This window comes from Pseudomonas sp. FG98 (genome assembly GCF_057808595.1).
Genome location: NZ_JBMDIJ010000108.1, coordinates 1 through 16,497, shown reverse-complemented (window position 1 = coordinate 16,497; position 16,497 = coordinate 1). Strand labels below are relative to the sequence as shown.

Below are 16,497 nucleotides of genomic sequence, written 5' to 3'. Positions count from 1 at the left end.
ATCGCCGATGGTAGTGTGGAGCTTCTCCATGTGAGAGTAGGTCATCGTCAAGATTAAATTCCAAAACCCCTGTCTGCACTGCAGACAGGGGTTTTGTCTTTTCAGGGCCTAGCTCAGCAGATTACGCACGTTGCCCATCGCCTCGTCTGCAAACTTCTGCAGGAAGGCCTGGAATGCCGGCAACGCCTCCGGCCCTCCCTCCCAAGGTTCGCCTTGAATGGTCCAGGTCGCCTGGCTGCCACCATCGCCAAGATCCCTTACCTCCATCGCAGCCCATAAGTTGCCAATATTCAGACTGGTATGGATCAGGCTCCAGGTCATGGTCATGGCCTGCTCGTCCCGCGAGTTGAGTTGTTCGATAACGAAGTTGTTGTCCTTGAAGAACTTCTTGCGGATCGAACGCACGCCAGTGCCCGTCATCTCTATATGACTCAGGGCCGGAATGAACACGGCAAAGCCGGCGAAATTGCCGACGATGCTCCACACGCTGCTCGCCGGAGCAGCGATAACGACCTGAGATACCACCAGGCAACCTTCGGGATTACGAATCAGCGTGTCAGGTTTCAGTACTTGCATGATGTTGCTCCTCTGGGTGATGAATCAGATAAAGCGGATTTCCCGCAGATACCGGCAGCCCCGCTCCAGCAGGGCCGGACTCTTCTCCGGATAGCGTTCGCCCATGCAGCGCACCCCTTCACGGGCGTTGCCATGGTCGATCATTGAGGTATCGCCGATGTCCTCTTCGAAACCCTCGAGATAGAAGCCAAGAACATCGAACAACGCGTTATCGCGATCGACCCGGTGTAGTTCGCTCTGCCATTGCGCGACGCTGACCAGTTCGAATGCATGCCCGCACTCGCGAAAGGTGGTGACATATCGCTCCCAGCGCAGGGGTTCGGGGTTATGCAGGTTGAACACCCACCGTTCGGCGCAATAGCGGCTGCCATGGAAGGCGATAAAGCGCGCCAGGAAGTCCACTGGCATCAGATCGAACTCCAGATCCAATGCAGGCACCTGTCCCAACTGAAGCGATCCCTTAAGCATCAGCATCAGCCGATTCCTGTGCGGCTGAGAGACACCGCTCTGGCTGTTGAAGGTAATGTTCCCAGGTCGAAACAGATTTACCCGCACCCCTTGCTCCCTTGCGCGCTGGAGAATGCGCTCACCAACCCATTTGCTCAGGTTGTATCCATTGCGGATGTACAGTGGCGGCGTCACTGCCGGCGCTTGCTCCAGCACCCGTCCTTCTGCGCTCTTGGCACTACAGGCGGACAGCGTGGAAACGAAGTTGAAGATCTTCTTGGTGTGCCCTTCGCACAGGCGCAGGCACTCGAACAGAGGCTCTACGTTGTGCGCCGCCAGCGCTGGATAATCCAGCACATGATTGACCAGCGCTGCGTTGTGGATAAGTGCCCCAAAGCGCCGATCCAGGTCCTCGTAATCGGCATCGCCCAGCCCCAGTCGCGGCAGCCGCAGATCTGCCTCCAGTACGCGAACGCGCCCCCAGTCCAGGCCCTCGATGTGGTTGTCGCTCACTGCCCGGGCAAACCGGTCCCGCGCCGAATTCTTTTCTCCACGACGCACCAGGCAGGCCACCTCGGTCGCTCCCCATCCCAGCAGGGCCTCGACAATATGCACGCCGAGAAAACTGTTGGCCCCGGTGACGATAACCCTGTGCACATCCCCCATCCGCTCCAGCGGCAAGGCCTGCAGATCCAGTGGCCGTTCCGCGTCCTCCAGGGCTTGTGGGTGCAGCGTGCCACTTGCGCAAAGCTCCCCGCCAAGCAGCGCGGCCAGACGCTGCAAGGTCGGCTCCTCGATAAAGCGATTGAGGGGCACACCACGCCCGAAATGTTCGCGCACCGCCAGCAACAGTCGCGACAGAAGAATCGAGTGTCCGCCGAGATTGAAAAAACTGTCGTCAGTGGAAATATCTTCCGCCGTCAGCTCCAACAGCTCTTCCCAAAGACCCAGTAGCCGCTGCTCGACCTCACCCACCGGTGGTACGCGTTGCCTCGCGCAAGCAAAAGTTACGGGCAACTCCAGCAACATCCGCCGATCGACCTTGCCATTGGCGGTAAATGGCATCCGCTCCAGCGCCTGATAGAGCAACGGCCGCATATAGTCAGGCAAATGCTGCTCGGCATAGGCGCGCAGCCGCCCCATCGCGTCGCTCTCCCGCGGCTGGGTGACAAAGGCCAGCACCCGACGCTGCGTATCGATCACCACAGCAACCTGAGCGAACAGCCGACTCTCCCGCAGGCAATATTCGATCTCCTCGGGCTCGACACGAAACCCGCGAATCTTCACCTGGTTGTCCCGCCGCCCGCAGATCTCGATGCCGTCACCAGTCCACTGGGCGAGATCACCGGTTCGGTACAGCCTCAGTTGTTCGCCATCAGGCAGTTCGAGCGTGATGAAACGCTCCTCGCTCAAGGACGGATTGTTCAGATAACCCAGGCCGACCCCAGGCCCGCCAATGTACAACTCGCCGCTGGTGCCTTCCGTTACCGGCTGCAAATGCTCGTCCAGCACATGCACCCGGGCGTTACTGATCGGGAGCCCGAGATTGCGCACGTTGTCCCCGACAGCAAAGACCCGGGTAGTAGCAAGCACCGTGGTTTCAGTCGGCCCATAGATGTTGTGCAAGCGGCAACGCCCGGCCAGGCGATCGATAACCTCCGGCTCGCAGACATCGCCCCCAGTGACCAGGTGTTCCAGACTGATGTTCTCCAGCCTCAGCAGACTAAGCAGGGCAGGGGGCAGAAAGGCATGGCTGACTTCCTGGCGACACATCAGCGCTTCCAGCCTTGCCGGATCACGGCGCTGCTCTTCATCCGGCACCACCAGTTCCGCACCGCACACCAGGGTCGGCAGGATGTCGAGCAGTGAAGCGTCGAAGTTGATCGTGGAAAACTGCAGCACGCGGCTGTGGGTCGTCAGTTGCACATGCTTGCCGTACCACGCCTGGAAATGGCTGATATTGCGTTGACTGAGCACCACCCCCTTGGGCTGGCCAGTGGTCCCCGAGGTGTAGATCGCGACGCACGGCGCCTCGATGTCAGGCTCGCACCGCAGCAGTCCTGCGCCATCCTCCACATCAGGCAGACAACTCAACTCCAGCGCAGGAATTGCCTGATCCAATGCTCCGACATGTCCCCCGTGAATCAGCGCTTTTGCCTGGGCATTCCTCAGGATGAAGCGCAGGCGTTCGCCAGGCGTTGCCGGATCCAGCGGCAGATAGACCGCACCACAGCCCAGCACCGCCAGAAGGCTGGCATACAACCCCACAGACTTCGGCAGACACACCGCTACCACAGGTGAATCACCCTTCAGCATCGGCATCAGTTGCGCCTGTATCGCCAGCGCGTGCCGATGCAGCTGGGCATAGCTGACCCGCCGGCCATCGAAGTTCAGCGCCGGTAGCTGCGCATGCCGCCGAAGGCTTTGCTCCAGGCGCACGATCACCGGCGTTGCGCTTTCCCGCAGCAACTCCGGTTCGGTCCTGCGGTTGAACACATGCACCCAGGCCAATTGCTCAAGCCACGACAAAGGGTGCTCATGAGCCAACTGCATCGGACCGATGGCCTGTACCTCACGAAAGTACTCCGGGTTGCGAGAGAGACGACCCACATGCAGTGCCACCCGCTCCTGCAAGGTCTTCAGCGCCTTCATACGCAGCGCTTGGCCATTGCCGGAGTTGTCCTCCATCAGTAGCTGACGATCGATCAGCCGCTGCGCCCGGGCCGTACCGACCCAGTACAGCAACTCCAGCTCAGGTAGTTCGCCAGCGGCCACCTCGCCACTGCCCAGCCGCAGGCTGAAAAAATCGCAGCCATTGAAGTCGGGCAACTCAAGGCTACCGTCCTCGATCACCAGGCCAGGCCTGGACACCGGGTTCGCTTCCAGCCGTTCCAGCAGGTGCACGGCATGCCCGTGCTCTTGCAACTCCTCATGCAGCAGGCGCAGTGCCGGACTGGTGCCTGCCAGAACGATCTCCAGGCGTCTCATGACTCCCTCCTTGGCGACGGCAGGTAGTCGGCCAGTGCCTCTTGCACGCAAGGCGCGTCAAGCAGTGAGCTGCTTCTGAAAAAGCGCAGGATGTTTCCCAACAACGGGTGCTGATGACCAATCGGCCACTCCATCCCCGCCACTTCTTCACGCAAAGCCTTGGCGACCGCCTCCCCGATATCCAGGGCCGCGATCAACTGCAGCTCGAAGTCCCGCTGGATATCGTTGGTCAGGTAATGCCGGATGAACACCGGCAGCACCCCGGCAATGACCTGGCGGTCCGCCTCCGGTGCCTGGCTCCAGTAGATCCGGGTCAAGCGTGCCCAGAAGGTCGAGTGGCGGCCCTCGTCGAGCAGGTGATCGGCCATCAGCCCCTTGATCGACGGCTTTACGCTTTCGTCCCTGGCAAAGGCGGCCACATCGTTGGTCAGGGTGTTCTCGGCGATGCCCACGCAAATCAGCTCGACGGCATCGCGCAGATGCCCGGGCACCAGGGCCAGCGCCGCAGGAATGGCCCGGCTCAACTCGATTTCCGTCGGCAGGATCATCGGCTCGATGCCGCTCAACGCGATGGTCTGTTGCATGAAGTCCATCGCCACCAGGGCGTGATAATCCTCGTCCACCACCACCGTCATGGCGTCGTAGCGGCACGCGAAGGGGAAGCGCACGGCGAAGCGGTCCTTGGCAATGGCGCGAGCGGTGCGGTCGACGATTTCGGTCTCGAAGATCACCACGTCATTGATGAACTTGTAGAGGCCCTGGACCAAGGCGAAGTCGCGCAGATGCGCGCATTCACGCTGGAAGGTCGCGGTCAGCACCAAGGGCAACCGGCTTAGCGGATACACCAGCCGATGATCGTTCTCCACCCGGCGGCGGGGGCGGGTGCGGATGCTGGCTCGATCCTCCCAGGTGTCGGCGAATGACTCATAGTCGAGACTGTTCATACGCTGGCCTCGGCAACTTCCTGACGCATCGACAGACGCAAGCGGTCCCAGAACGCCAGACGACTGTCCACCGCCGCGATGGCCGCCTCGTACACCTCACGTTCGCGCTGCGGTTCGTCGTTGACCAGCCGCGCCAGCAACTGCCCGGCCGCCGGCCCGTGATCCTCCGAATCCACCTCGATATGCCGTTGCAGGTAGTAACGAAAGGTCGGCGCCTGGCTGCCGGTGATGCCCCATTCGTCGAGGATGCGCTGGAACATGCCGGGTATCACGCTCTCGCGACCATGCAGGAAGGCGGCAGCGACCGCGTGGGCAGGGGCGTTCATTGCAGTGTCCAGGGTTTGGTCGACAAAGTGCCGCGCCGCCTCGCTGGCCCGGGCGCCCTGCAGTGCGGCACGGTGGTGCAGGCCATCGCGCTGCAAGGCGACGAAGCGCTCGATGCCCGCGGTGCTTGCACCGACCTCGCGCATGGCGTCCAGATACAACTCGAAATGGCTGTAGTGGCCCCGGTCGGGACGATCATCCGACTCCTCGCCCAGGACGATCTCGTTGATCAGCCGTGCCGCCTGCGGATCCCGTGGTGGTAGCCAGGGCAACTGGATGCACGTCAGTTCCTGTTGCAGGCGTTTGGTCAGCGACATGAAATCCCATACCGCATAAACATGGGTTTCCATAAAGCGCCGCAATATCGGCAACGAATTGATTTCAGAAAATATCGGATGGTTGGCCAGTTCGGTTTTCTTTTCATGCAACAGGAGTTCGAGACTGTTCATTGCAAGTTCCTTGAGTGACCTGATGGCAACGAAAGTTGGTCGATGGCTATTGTTCAAGGCGAACGGATACCCAGTCGCAATTAACCTTCGAACGCGGGCGGATGGCATATTTGCGCAGTGGTCCCTGGTGATCCTGGGGATATGCCACTGGCGTGTTGAAGCTAAGGCAACTTCAAAGTTTTACGCAAGTCGTTTTGTGGATATATTCTGGCGTGATATTTCTGCAAGTTGAAAGTGTCCGATAAAACACTTTTAAGTTGTTTTATTTAAATGAAAGTGTCCGCCTCGGCTATTAATCGCCAAAGTGAAGTTGTCGTGAGTGAATGCCTCACCCCGGGCACTTTTCGAACCTGAAAGTTGATTGGCTGATTAATGGGGCGGTTGATCGCAATTGGCCCTCGCCCAGGGCGCGCTCCTTCTGCTGGTGGATTCGGGCAAGCGACCGAGGCCCTGTTGCAGCCGATCAATCGGTCACTCGCTGAAATTAGAGTGTGCAGAAAAGGCCATGGCTGTCATGGCTCGACGAAGTCGATGCAGGCGAGGGGTGCAGACAAGGGGTAGCGCAGAAGGCGGGCAGGCCATTGCGGCCGGCCCGCAGCGTGTTACGCGTCTTTCTTGCTCAGGTAGTTGCGGATGGTCCTCATCGCATTGTTCAGGTGACGATTCAGGACCACGATGGCGTCTTCGATGGCCTTGTCGTTGGCAGCGTCGACCAGGCCGTTGTGATCGTCCTGGGTCAGCTTGCCAAGGCCCATGGACGACAGGTGAAAGCGCAGGAAGCGCTCCTCCTGCAGCAGCTCGTTGTCGATCAGGCGCAGCAGCTTCTTGTTGTGCGCCTTGCTGTACAGGGTCATGTGGAACAGCCGGTTCAGCCGGCCGATCTCGGCATGTCGGGTCTCGTTTTCCAGCTCGGCGATGTAGCCGCGGGCCCGGGCGATATCCTCGGCGTCGAGCAGGGGAATGGACTGGCGCAGCGCTTCGGTTTCCAGCATCACCCGCAGTTCGTAGGTATCCACCGCGTCCTCGCCGATCAGCGGGGCCACCACCGCGCCCTTGTGCGCCACTACCGCCAGCAGGCCCTGCGCCTCCAGTTGACGCAGCGCTTCGCGGACCGGCATGCGGCTGACCCCGAACAGCGTCGCCAACTCCTGTTGGCGAATAGCCATGCCAGGAGCCAGCCGACCATCGAGAATGGCACTGCGCAAGCGCTCTTCAATCACGCTACGGGCCTGGCTGGCAGGCACCTGTTCGTCACCCAGAATACTGCTCAGGAGTTTGGTTTTTCCGGCCACGCTGGTGATGTCCTGAAATTCGGTGCGAGATTGGATCCAATCAAGCTAGTGAGGGAGTCGGTCCTTGTCAAACCGCGCCGGCCGTGCGTTGGCGGAATCGTTTCGCTCCACGTCGGACGCGGCCTGCGGTTGAATCGGCGCTAATCCTGAATGAACTTTAGAGGGAAAGAAAGTGGCCGTCCGGGCCGGGCGTCAACCGATTGTCGGGCGCCCGCGAGACGTGATGGCCGGGTGATTGTCCTGTGCCATTGTTTTTTCACCGGTCTGGCGGCACCATCGGCGTTTCCAGGGATTTCGCGGACAGTTTGCCTTGGCGATACGTTGGACCCTTTATCTGACCATGCGCCGGGTGGGACTTGCCCTGCTGCTCGGCCTGGCGTTGCTGGGCGGGTTGCGCGCGGACTGGGACTTTTCCCAGATCAGCCGCAAGGCCGCCGCCCTGTATGGCCCGCTCGGTGCCGGCCAGCAGCGCATCGACGCCTGGCAGCAACTGCTGGCGACGCAAAAGCAGATCGGCGAGGCGGAGAAACTGCAGGTGGTCAACCAGTTCTTCAACCGCCAGTTGCGCTATGAAGAGGACATCGACCTGTGGCACGAAGTCGATTACTGGGCCACGCCTGTCCAGTCGCTGATCAAGGGCGCGGGCGACTGCGAGGACTACGCCATCGCCAAGTACTTCAGCCTGCGCCGCCTCGGCATCCCCGCCGACAAATTGCGCATCACCTACGTCAAGGCCCTGCGCCAGAACCGCGCGCACATGGTCCTGACCTACTATTCCAGCCCTGACGCCATGCCCCTGGTACTCGACAGCCTGATGGACGCCATCAAGCCGGCCAGCCAGCGCCCCGATCTTCTGCCGGTCTACGCCTTCAACGGCGAGGGCCTGTGGCTGACCGGCGCGGCGGGCAACAAGAAAGTCGGGGACACCAAGCGCCTGTCGCGCTGGCAGGATCTGTTGAAAAAAATGCAGGCGGAGGGATTCCCTGCCGAGCCGGTCTACTGAGGAGCTCCAATGTCATTGTTCAAACAATTGCTGCTCGCCATCTGCCTGTTCCTGGTGGTCGCTTTCAGTGGCAGCTTCATGGTCAGCCTGGAAAGCTCACGCAGCCAGTACGTCAACCAGTTGCGTTCCCACGCCCAGGACGCCGCCACGGCGCTGGCCCTGTCGCTGACACCGAACCTTGATGACCCGGCGATGGTCGAGCTGCTGATCAGTTCGATCTTCGACAGCGGCTACTACGCCAGCATCCGTGTGGTTGACCTGGGCTCCAACGCGGTGCTGGTCGAGCGCCATGCCGATCCCGATCCGGGCGGCGTACCTCAATGGTTCATCAAGCTGATCGGCCTGGAAGCGGCGGGAGGCGACGCCATCGTCATGCGCGGCTGGCAGCAGGCCGCCCGGGTCGAGGTGGTCAGCCACCCGATGTTCGCCCTCGCCAAGCTGTGGCAGAGCGCCCTCGGCAGTCTCGGCTGGCTGCTGTTGTGTGGTGCCCTCAGTGCCATCGCCGGCGCGCTGTTGCTGCGTCGCCAGCTGCGTCCGCTGGACTATATGGTCGAGCAGTCCCACGCCATCGCCCGCCGCGAATTCCTCAGCCTGCCCGACCTGCCGCGAACCCCCGAACTGCGCCGGGTGGTGCAGGCCATGAACCAGATGGTCGAGAAGCTCAAGGCGCTGTACCAGGAGCAGGCCGAGCGCAGCGAGAAGCTGCGGGTCGAGTCCTACCAGGACAGCCTCACCGGCCTGGCCAACCGGCGCTATTTCGAAATGCAGCTGACAGCCCGGGTCAGCAATCTGGAAGAAGCCCGCGACGGCTACCTGCTGCTACTGCGGGTACAGGACCTGGCCGGACTGAACCAGCGTCTTGGCGGCCAGCGCACCGACCAGCTGTTGCAGGCGGTCGGCCAGCAACTGAAAGGCATCTGTGCCGGCTTCCCGGAAACCAACAACCTGATCACCCGCAGCCGTGGCGGTGAATTCGCCGTGCTCGCTCCGGGCCTGAGCCACGATGATGCGATCCGCCTGGCCGAGGCCCTGGACGCTGGCCTGCGGGGCATTTCCGATGTCACCCCGTCCGCCTGCATCGGCCTGGCGCCCTTCAGCCCGGGTGACGAACCCAAGGCCCTGCTGCAACTGGCCGACGAGGCCCTGGTCCGTGCCCAGAGCCAGCCGGAGCCGTCCTGGGTGTGCCTGGAGCAAGGCTCCGCAACCCAGGCCAGCGACACCCACCGGCAGTGGCACGTGCTGCTGGACGACGCCCTGACCCACGGCCGCTTCGAGCTGTTCTTCCAGCCGGTGGTGGACAGCAATCAGCTGGACCGCGTGCTGCACTACAAGGTGCTGTCGCGGCTGATCGACGACCGTGGCGAAACCATCGCCGCCGGCCGCTTCCTGCCGGCCCTGGAGCGCTTCGGCTGGGCCACCCGGCTCGACCTGGTGATGCTCGACAAGGTGCTCAAGCAGATGCACGGTCATGACCGTTCGCTGGCGCTGAACCTCTCGGCAACCACCGTGGCCAACCCGGCCAGCCTGCAAAAGGTCTTCGACCTGCTCGGCCAGCATGCCGCCCTGGGCCCGCGCCTGACCCTGGAGATCGCCGAAGAACAACTGCCCGAGCAAGCGGTGCTGGAGCAACTTACCCGGCGCCTGCGCGGTCTCGGTTTCAGCCTGAGCCTGCAGCACTTCGGCGGACGCTTCAGCATGATCGGCAACCTCGCCCACCTGGGCCTGGCCTACCTGAAGATCGACGGCAGCTACATCCGCGCCATCGACGAAGAGCAGCACAAGCGCATCTTCATCGAGGCCGTGCAGCGCGCAGCCCACAGCATCGACCTGCCGCTGATCGCCGAGCGCGTGGAAACCGAAGGGGAGTTGCAGGTACTGCGGGAGATGGAGATCCAGGGCGTGCAGGGTCGGCTGGTAGGTGAGCCGGCGCCCTGGCGCTGAATGCTAGTTTCATGGCCTGCCAGGAACCTGTGGGAGTCAAGAGCAGGTGAGCGACGTGGCCCCTGTGGGAGCTGGCTTGCCAGCGATTGCAGTAGTGAATTCACTGAACCAATCGCTGGCAAGCCAGCTCCCACAAGTCCCCGCTAAATCAACAAGTAGTGATTTCTTCCATGTGAGCTGGCAAGTCCCACGGGTTCTGGGCTGCTTCAGATCAGCCCGCCATGCTCGTCTTCGTCGATCAGGTTGTTCAACCCGCCCAGCGCAGCCCGCGCAGTGTTGCGGTTGAGCAGCTTGGCCTGGGCTCCGGGCGGCAGGTCGGTGATGCTGATCACACCCTTGGTGGTCAGCACGTCGATCAAGTCCTCCAGCACCCGGATCATGTCCAGGTCGCTCTGCTTGAGCTGTTTGAGGCTGTTTTCTACCACATCGTCCGCGAACCACTCCTGCACTTCGGCGTGATCGGCCGGGAGTATTTCCGTGGCCTCGGCAAAGGCAGCCGCTTCGACCCGCAGTAGCTGGCCTGCCGCATCGCGTTGCACGTAGAACATGGTTTTACCTCGTGTCGTCGAATCCATCGTCAGCAGCTTAGTCAATAGGGCGCAAGGCGGCGCATGAGTATGCGACGCCGTGATCGATCAGGCAAAAAAACGACGCCAACCCCTGGGGATTGGCGACGTTTGGCTCATCAGCTGTTGTTGTGGTCGATCTTGATGGTCGGGTCCGCACCGCTGATCAACGAGTTGATCGTGGTATTGGACCAGTTCACCCCTTCCAGCTTGATCGTCACGTCGGCATTGGCAATACCGCCGGTGGCATTGAGCTTGCCTTCACTGCTGACCTGCAGGGTCGACTCGCCGTTCACCGTGGTGATCTTCAAGTAGTTGTCGATGGTGCTGGCCTTCTCGCCCTGGAGCAGATCGCTCAGGTCGAGACGGTCGCCATCGGCCGGCTTGAAGTCCTTGATGATGTCGTTGCCGGTATCGCCCGCCTTCCAGATGAAGGTATCGGCGCCGCCGCCGCCGGTCATGGTGTCGTTGCCCTTGCCGCCGAACAGCAGGTCGTTGCCTTCGCCGCCGAGCAGGGTGTCGTTGCCGCTGCCACCCAGGAGGATGTCGTTGCCGGCACCGCCATCAAGGATGTCATTGCCGCCCTGGCCGAACAGGATGTCGTTGCCGTTGCCGCCATTCAGCGTGTCGCTACCGTCGCTGGTCCGCGAGATGTCGAACTCGCTGATGTGCTCGGTGACGTACTGGTGCAGCACCCGACCATCCACGGCCGACACATCCAGCCCGGTCTTCCCGGCGACATAGGCCTGCAGCGCCTCGGCACCGTTGCCCGAGATGTTGTCGAACAGGATCAGGTCGCCGAACACGATGTCGTTGCCGTCGCCGGCATTGACCGTGTCGTTGCCCGGCAGGGTGGCCTCGGTGTGACCGAGGATGGCGTTGGCCAGGTTGCTCGGGTCGATGTTGGTCTGCGGCACGCCGTCGGAGTCATACGGCTTCAGGTCGCTGGTGTTGACGCCGCTGTTCAGGCCGATGGCCTCGACGGTGGACAGCGCCTTCAGGGTCGCGAAGCTGGCCAGCGAGTTGCTGCTGGTGTCCGAGTCGGTGTAGCTGCCCTGGCCGGCCAGGCTCGACAGCTCGTAGGTGCCGTCACCCTCGGCATGCAGGGTGCCGCTCAGCGACGAGTAGTAGCTGCCGTTCTTGTACAGGTTCAGGTTGCCGCTGCTGTCGATGGTCAGGCGGTTGCTGCTGTCGATGTTGACGTTGACCACCTGGCCGAGCTTGTAGCCGATCGACGTCAGGTAGCCGTCCATGGTGACCTCGGCCTTCGACCCGCTGGCTTTCACCAGCGTCGGGTTGGTGCGCTCGCCGCTCTGGTAGTAGGTCGGCTGGCCGTCGGTGATGAAGAACGTCTGGTTGCTGGCGCTGACGCCGGCATTCTTGAGGGTCTGGAACCAGTTGGCGGTGGTCTTGAAGGCGTCCTCGTAGTTGGTACCGCCGCCGGCCGACATGGCGGTCAGGGCGTTCTTCAGGGTTTGCAGGGCGCCGCTGTCGGCCAGGTTGACCGACACGGTGGTCTTCACCTGGGTGGCGAAGTCCACCAGCAGAATGTTCACCGTACCGGAGCTGGCGCCCTGGACGCTGTTGGACAGCGTGGTGAACACCGACTGCAGGGCCTTCTGCGCCGCGTCCACGCCGTCGGATTTCATACTGCCCGAGGTATCGACGATGAACGCCAGGTTGTAGTTCTGCCCCGGTACCACGTGCAGGCCGTTGATGTCGGCGACGATCACGTCGTTGCCATCGGTGCCGGTCCAGGTATCGCTGTCGGCCGTGGCGTTGACCACCGCATAGGTGTCCGCATAGACCGTCACCTTGATGCTGCCGGTGGTGCTGGCGGCGTTGCTGTTGATGGTCTCGGTGGAAGTCGAGGTGACCGACACGTTGAAGCTGCCGTTGTAGTACGCCGGTGGCTTGATGGTCAGGGCGTTGAGGTTCCAGCCGGTCACGTCCACCGCGGTGCTGCCCACGGTGACGCTGTGGCCGGCGTTGTCGGCCACCACCGAGCCGGTCGGGATGCCGCCGAGCTTGAGGCTCAGGGTTTCCGAACCGTCGGTATCGGTCAGCGCGGTGCTGATGCCGACCAGCTTGACGGTGCCGTTCTCGCCACTTTCGTTGAGCTTGTAGGCGTCGTAGTAGCCCTTGCCGCTGGTGCCGTGGAAGTCGGTGATGGTCACCCCGGCTGCCGCCAGTGCCGCAGTGGTCGGGTACAGCGCGGTACCGGCCTGGCTCAGGTCGATCGCCGTGGCGCCGTTGATCGACACGTTGACGTCATAGCTGCCCGGACCCGCCTGGTTGTAGTGGTAGATCTCGACGGTGTAGTAGCCGCTCTTGGTCGGGGTGAAGGTGCCATTGAGCTGGCCACCGGCGCCCCAGGTCGTGCTGGCCACGTCCTTGCCGCCCACCACCACCGCCAGGCTGTCGTCGCCGGTACCGGTGAACTTGTAGGTCTTGCCGGCTTCCATGTACATCAGGCCGGAGGTCTTCGACGCAGTACCTGCGGCAACGTCCGAGGCCGACTGCACGTTGGTGACGATGGCCGAGGAGTTGGCCTTGCCGGCTGCTGCATCGATCACCGACTTCAGGGTCGCGGCGTCGGCACCGTTGCCGCTGGTACCCAGGCCCGACAGGCCGGTCCAGATTTCCTTGGTCAGGCCGATCGAAGCCACGGCGTTGCTGCCGATGGACAGGGTGGGGGCGTCGGCGACCGGGTTGATGTCGACTTTCAGCGTCGCCTCGTTGCCCAGGACCTGGCCGTCATACGGCTTGAACTTGATCTGCGCGTAGTCCGCCTGCTGGTTGCCCACGCCGGTGCCGCCGTTGGCGGTGATGCCCGACTGGTTGGCCTGCGGCACGAACTTCAGGTTGCCCGCATCGATATCGGCCTTGCTGAACACCTTGCCGGCATCGGCGGCGGTCAGGGTCTTCCAGGTGCTGCCGTCCTTGTACTGCAGGGTGCCGTTGGCCGGCAGCTGGGTGATGGTGATGCCCAGCGCGCTCGGCAGGTTGTCCAGGTCGGTGACGCCGAGGCTGCTCCAGGTCAGGGCCAGGTCGGTGTCCTCGGTCCCGGTGATCTCGCCACCGGCGGCGGTCGGCGCATCGTTCACCGGCACCACGTTGACCGTGGTGGTGGCGACGTTCGAGGTGTTGACCCCGTCGGTCACCGTCACGGTGATGATCCGCGGCGTGCTGCTCGGGTCATCGCTGGTGTTGATGAAGGTGATGTTCTTCAGGCGCTGGATGTAGTCGGCGATGGTCGCGGTGCCGGTCAGGGTCAGGGTGACCTTGTCGTTGGTGCTCACCGCATTGATGCTGATGCCGTTGACGCTGTTGCCCAGGTTCAGCGCGTCGCCGGCCATGCGGTTGGTCAGGGTCACGGTGGCACCGGTCATCAGGGTGCTGTCGTAGTCGGTGATGCTCAGGTCCACATCGCCGATGGACACGCCGGAGCCCGCCTGGCCTTCGGTAAAGGTGACCTGGTAGTCCGCACCGGTCTTGCCGCTGGAATCGTTGGCGTCCAGGTCCAGCACCGGAGCCGGTTCGAAGATCGAGGTGGTCACGCTGCCCAGGGTCGGGCTGACCACCACGCTCTCGAAGTTGCCACCGCTGGCCGAATCGATCTTGACGGTGAACTGCTCGGTGCCCTCGGTGACCAGGTCCTTGATGGTCGGGATGGTGAAGTCGACCTTGCTCGCGCCGGCCGGGATGGTCACGGTGGTCACGCCGGTGTAGTCCGAACCGTTGGTGGCGGTGCCGGTGTAGCTCAGCTTGACGGTGACCGCCGACTGCGACGGGTTGCTCAGGTTGATGGTGTAGGAACCGGTCGCGCCTTCCGCCACAGCGGTGCTGCCGCTGATGCTGATGGTGGTCGGGGTGTTGGTATCGGTGACCTGGGTGACCGCCGCGGTGCTGCTGTAGGTCAGGTTCTCGAAGCCGCCGCCGGTGGCACCGGTGATCTTGGCGCTGACGTTGGTGGCATCGATGTACGGCGTATCCGCCGGGGCGGCCACGGTGATGCTGTTGGACAGCTGGTCCTTGCCGATGACGATGGTCGAGCCGTTGGACAGGGTCACGGTCACCGCCGACGCCGCCGGGTTGGTCAGGGTCGCGGTGTAGGTGATCTGGCCGCCTTCGGCCACGCTGCTGGTGGCACTCAGGCTGACGGTGGTGGTGTCGATCGGGCCGTCGGTGACCGTGGTGGTGGTGGTGCCGGAGGCTTCCAGTTTCTCGTAGTTGCCGCCACTGACGCCGGTGATGCTGTTGGTCAGCGCCGGGTTGCTGGTGTACGGGTTGTTCGGCGCGGTGTAGTTCACCGAACCGCTGGTGGCGTTGACGGCGATGGTGATCGACTGGCCGTTGGCCAGGCTGATCACCAGCGGCGATACGGTCACCGGCGAGCTGACGGTCGCGGTGTACACCACGGTACCGCCCTCGACCACGCTCGGGGTCGCGGTCAGGGTCACGGTCGAGGTGTCGAGGGTATCGGTGACCGCGGTGACGGCCGGAGTCGCGCTGACATTCAGCTTCTCGAAATCGCCGCCGGTGGTGGCGGTGATGGTCGCGCTGACGTTGGTCGCATCGACATACACGCTGTTGCGCGGTGCATCGACGGTCACCGTGCCTTCGCTCAGGCCCTTGGCGATGGTGATGCTCGAACCGTTGCTCAGGGTCACGGTCATCGCGCTGCCGGCCGGGTTGGACAGCTTGGCGGTGTAGGTGATCTGGCCGCCTTCCTGGACCGAGTTGGTCGCGGTCAGGGTGACGTTGGTGGTGTCCAGGTTCGACGGGCTGTCGGTGACCGTGGTGCTCGGCGTACCGGCGCTGACCAGCTTCTCGTAGTTGCCGCCGGTCATGCCGGTGATGCTGTTGGTCAGCGGCGCGTTGGTGGCGTACACGTTGTTCGGTGCGACGTAGGTCACGGTGCCGCTGGTGGCGTTGACCGCGATGGTGATCGACTGACCGTTGGCCAGACTGATCACCAGCGGCGCGACGGTCACTGGCGAAGTGACGGTCGCGGTGTAGGTCACCACGCCGCCCTCGACCACGCTTGGCGTGGCGGTCAGGGTCACGGTGCTGGTGTCGATGCTGTCGGTGACTGCGGTCACGGCCGGAGTGGCGCTGACATTCAGCTTCTCGAAGTCGCCGCCGCTGGTGCCGGTGATGCTGGCGCTGACATTGGTGGCGTCGACGTACACGCTGTTACGCGGTGCATCGACGGTCACGCTGCCTTCGCTCAGGCCCTTGGCGATGGTGATGGTCGAACCGTTGCTCAGGCTGATCGTCATCGCGCTGCCGGCCGGATTGGTCAGCTTGGCGGTGTAGGTGATCTGTCCGCCTTCCTGGACGGTACCGGTGGCGGTCAGGCTGACCCCGGTGGTGTCCAGGTTGTTCGGGTTGTCGGTCACCGCGGTGCTTGGCGTGCCGACGGTCACCAGTTTCTCGTAGTTGCCGCCGGTCACGCCGGTGATGCTGTTGCTCAGCGCCGAGTTGGTGGCATACACGTTGTTCGGTGCGGTGAAGTCCACCGAGCCGCTGGTAGCGTTGACCGCGATGGTGATCGACTGCCCGTTGGCCAGGCTGATCACCAGCGGCGACACGGTCACCGGTGCGCTGACGGTGGCGGTGTAGGTCACCACGCCGCCTTCCATCACGCTCGGGGTCGCGGTCAGGGTCACGGTCGAGGTATCGAGCGTATCGGTGACGGAGGTGATCGCCGGCGTGGCGCTGACGTTCACTTTCTCGAAATCACCGCCCGTAGTGCCGGCAATGCTGGCGCTGACGCTGGTGGCATCCACATAGACGCTGTTGCGCGGCGCATCGACGGTCACCGTGCCTTCGCTCAGGCCCTTGGCGATGGTGATGGTCGAGCCGTTGGACAGGCTTACGGTCATCGCGCTGCCGGCCGGGTTGGACAGTTTGGCGGTGTAGGTGATCTGGCCGCCTTCCTGGACCGAGTTGGTCGCGGTC

The 16,497-nt window shown here is 62.9% G+C and carries 9 protein-coding genes; 2 read left to right on the top strand and 7 right to left on the bottom strand.

All coding sequences use genetic code 11. The annotated features are described in order from the left end of the window. Positions 1-108 precede the first annotated feature (108 nt). From ACODSK_RS29935 to ACODSK_RS29915, 5 genes are all read right to left on the bottom strand, one after another. Positions 109-576, bottom strand: coding sequence for an SRPBCC family protein (locus tag ACODSK_RS29935; protein ID WP_489021379.1), 468 nt, complete (start codon positions 574-576; stop codon positions 109-111). Between the two features lie 24 nt (positions 577-600). Continuing rightward, positions 601-4,011, bottom strand: a complete 3,411-nt coding sequence (locus ACODSK_RS29930) for an amino acid adenylation domain-containing protein (RefSeq protein ID WP_489021377.1) — start codon at positions 4,009-4,011, stop codon at positions 601-603. Continuing rightward, complete coding sequence (locus ACODSK_RS29925) at positions 4,008-4,955, bottom strand: diiron oxygenase (protein WP_489021375.1); 948 nt, start codon at positions 4,953-4,955, stop codon at positions 4,008-4,010. The genes ACODSK_RS29930 and ACODSK_RS29925 overlap by 4 nt, the downstream gene beginning before the upstream one ends. Next, complete coding sequence (locus tag ACODSK_RS29920) at positions 4,952-5,728, bottom strand: DUF3050 domain-containing protein (RefSeq protein WP_489021373.1); 777 nt, start codon at positions 5,726-5,728, stop codon at positions 4,952-4,954. Before ACODSK_RS29920 ends, ACODSK_RS29925 begins: the two co-directional genes overlap by 4 nt. Positions 5,729-6,330: 602 nt before the next feature. Further along, a complete protein-coding gene (locus ACODSK_RS29915; RefSeq protein WP_489021371.1) occupies positions 6,331-7,020 on the bottom strand; it encodes a GntR family transcriptional regulator in 690 nt (229 codons plus the stop codon). Between the two features lie 340 nt (positions 7,021-7,360). Between ACODSK_RS29915 and lapG the strand changes: the two genes are divergently transcribed. Together lapG and lapD are read left to right on the top strand one after the other, a co-directional pair. Next, entirely contained in the window at positions 7,361-8,023 is a 663-nt protein-coding gene (gene lapG, locus ACODSK_RS29910) for a cysteine protease LapG (RefSeq protein ID WP_489021381.1), read from the top strand. 9 nt (positions 8,024-8,032) lie between these two features. Continuing rightward, on the top strand, positions 8,033-9,964 hold the full coding sequence (gene lapD, locus ACODSK_RS29905; RefSeq protein ID WP_489021369.1) for a cyclic di-GMP receptor LapD: 1,932 nt from the start codon (positions 8,033-8,035) through the stop codon (positions 9,962-9,964). Positions 9,965-10,170: 206 nt separating this feature from the next. On the opposite strand, the gene ACODSK_RS29900 is transcribed toward lapD, so the two are convergent. Both ACODSK_RS29900 and ACODSK_RS29895 read right to left on the bottom strand, forming a co-directional pair. Beyond that, positions 10,171-10,512, bottom strand: coding sequence for a tryptophan synthase subunit beta (locus ACODSK_RS29900; RefSeq protein WP_489021367.1), 342 nt, complete (start codon positions 10,510-10,512; stop codon positions 10,171-10,173). Between the two features lie 137 nt (positions 10,513-10,649). Further along, positions 10,650-16,497, bottom strand: a 5,848-nt coding sequence (locus ACODSK_RS29895; RefSeq protein WP_489021365.1) for an immunoglobulin-like domain-containing protein, incomplete at its 5' end; no start/stop codon positions are given.

Bases quoted from the DNA above. Each gene is read 5' to 3' on its own strand.
- ACODSK_RS29925 (WP_489021375.1), bottom strand. From the start codon at position 4,955: ATGAACAGTCTCGACTATGAGTCATTCGCCGACACCTGGGAGGATCGA.
- lapD (WP_489021369.1), top strand. From the start codon at position 8,033: ATGTCATTGTTCAAACAATTGCTGCTCGCCATCTGCCTGTTCCTGGTG.
- ACODSK_RS29900 (WP_489021367.1), bottom strand. From the start codon at position 10,512: ATGTTCTACGTGCAACGCGATGCGGCAGGCCAGCTACTGCGGGTCGAA.
- ACODSK_RS29920 (WP_489021373.1), bottom strand. From the start codon at position 5,728: ATGAACAGTCTCGAACTCCTGTTGCATGAAAAGAAAACCGAACTGGCC.
- ACODSK_RS29930 (WP_489021377.1), bottom strand. From the start codon at position 4,011: ATGAGACGCCTGGAGATCGTTCTGGCAGGCACCAGTCCGGCACTGCGC.
- lapG (WP_489021381.1), top strand. From the start codon at position 7,361: ATGCGCCGGGTGGGACTTGCCCTGCTGCTCGGCCTGGCGTTGCTGGGC.
- ACODSK_RS29935 (WP_489021379.1), bottom strand. From the start codon at position 576: ATGCAAGTACTGAAACCTGACACGCTGATTCGTAATCCCGAAGGTTGC.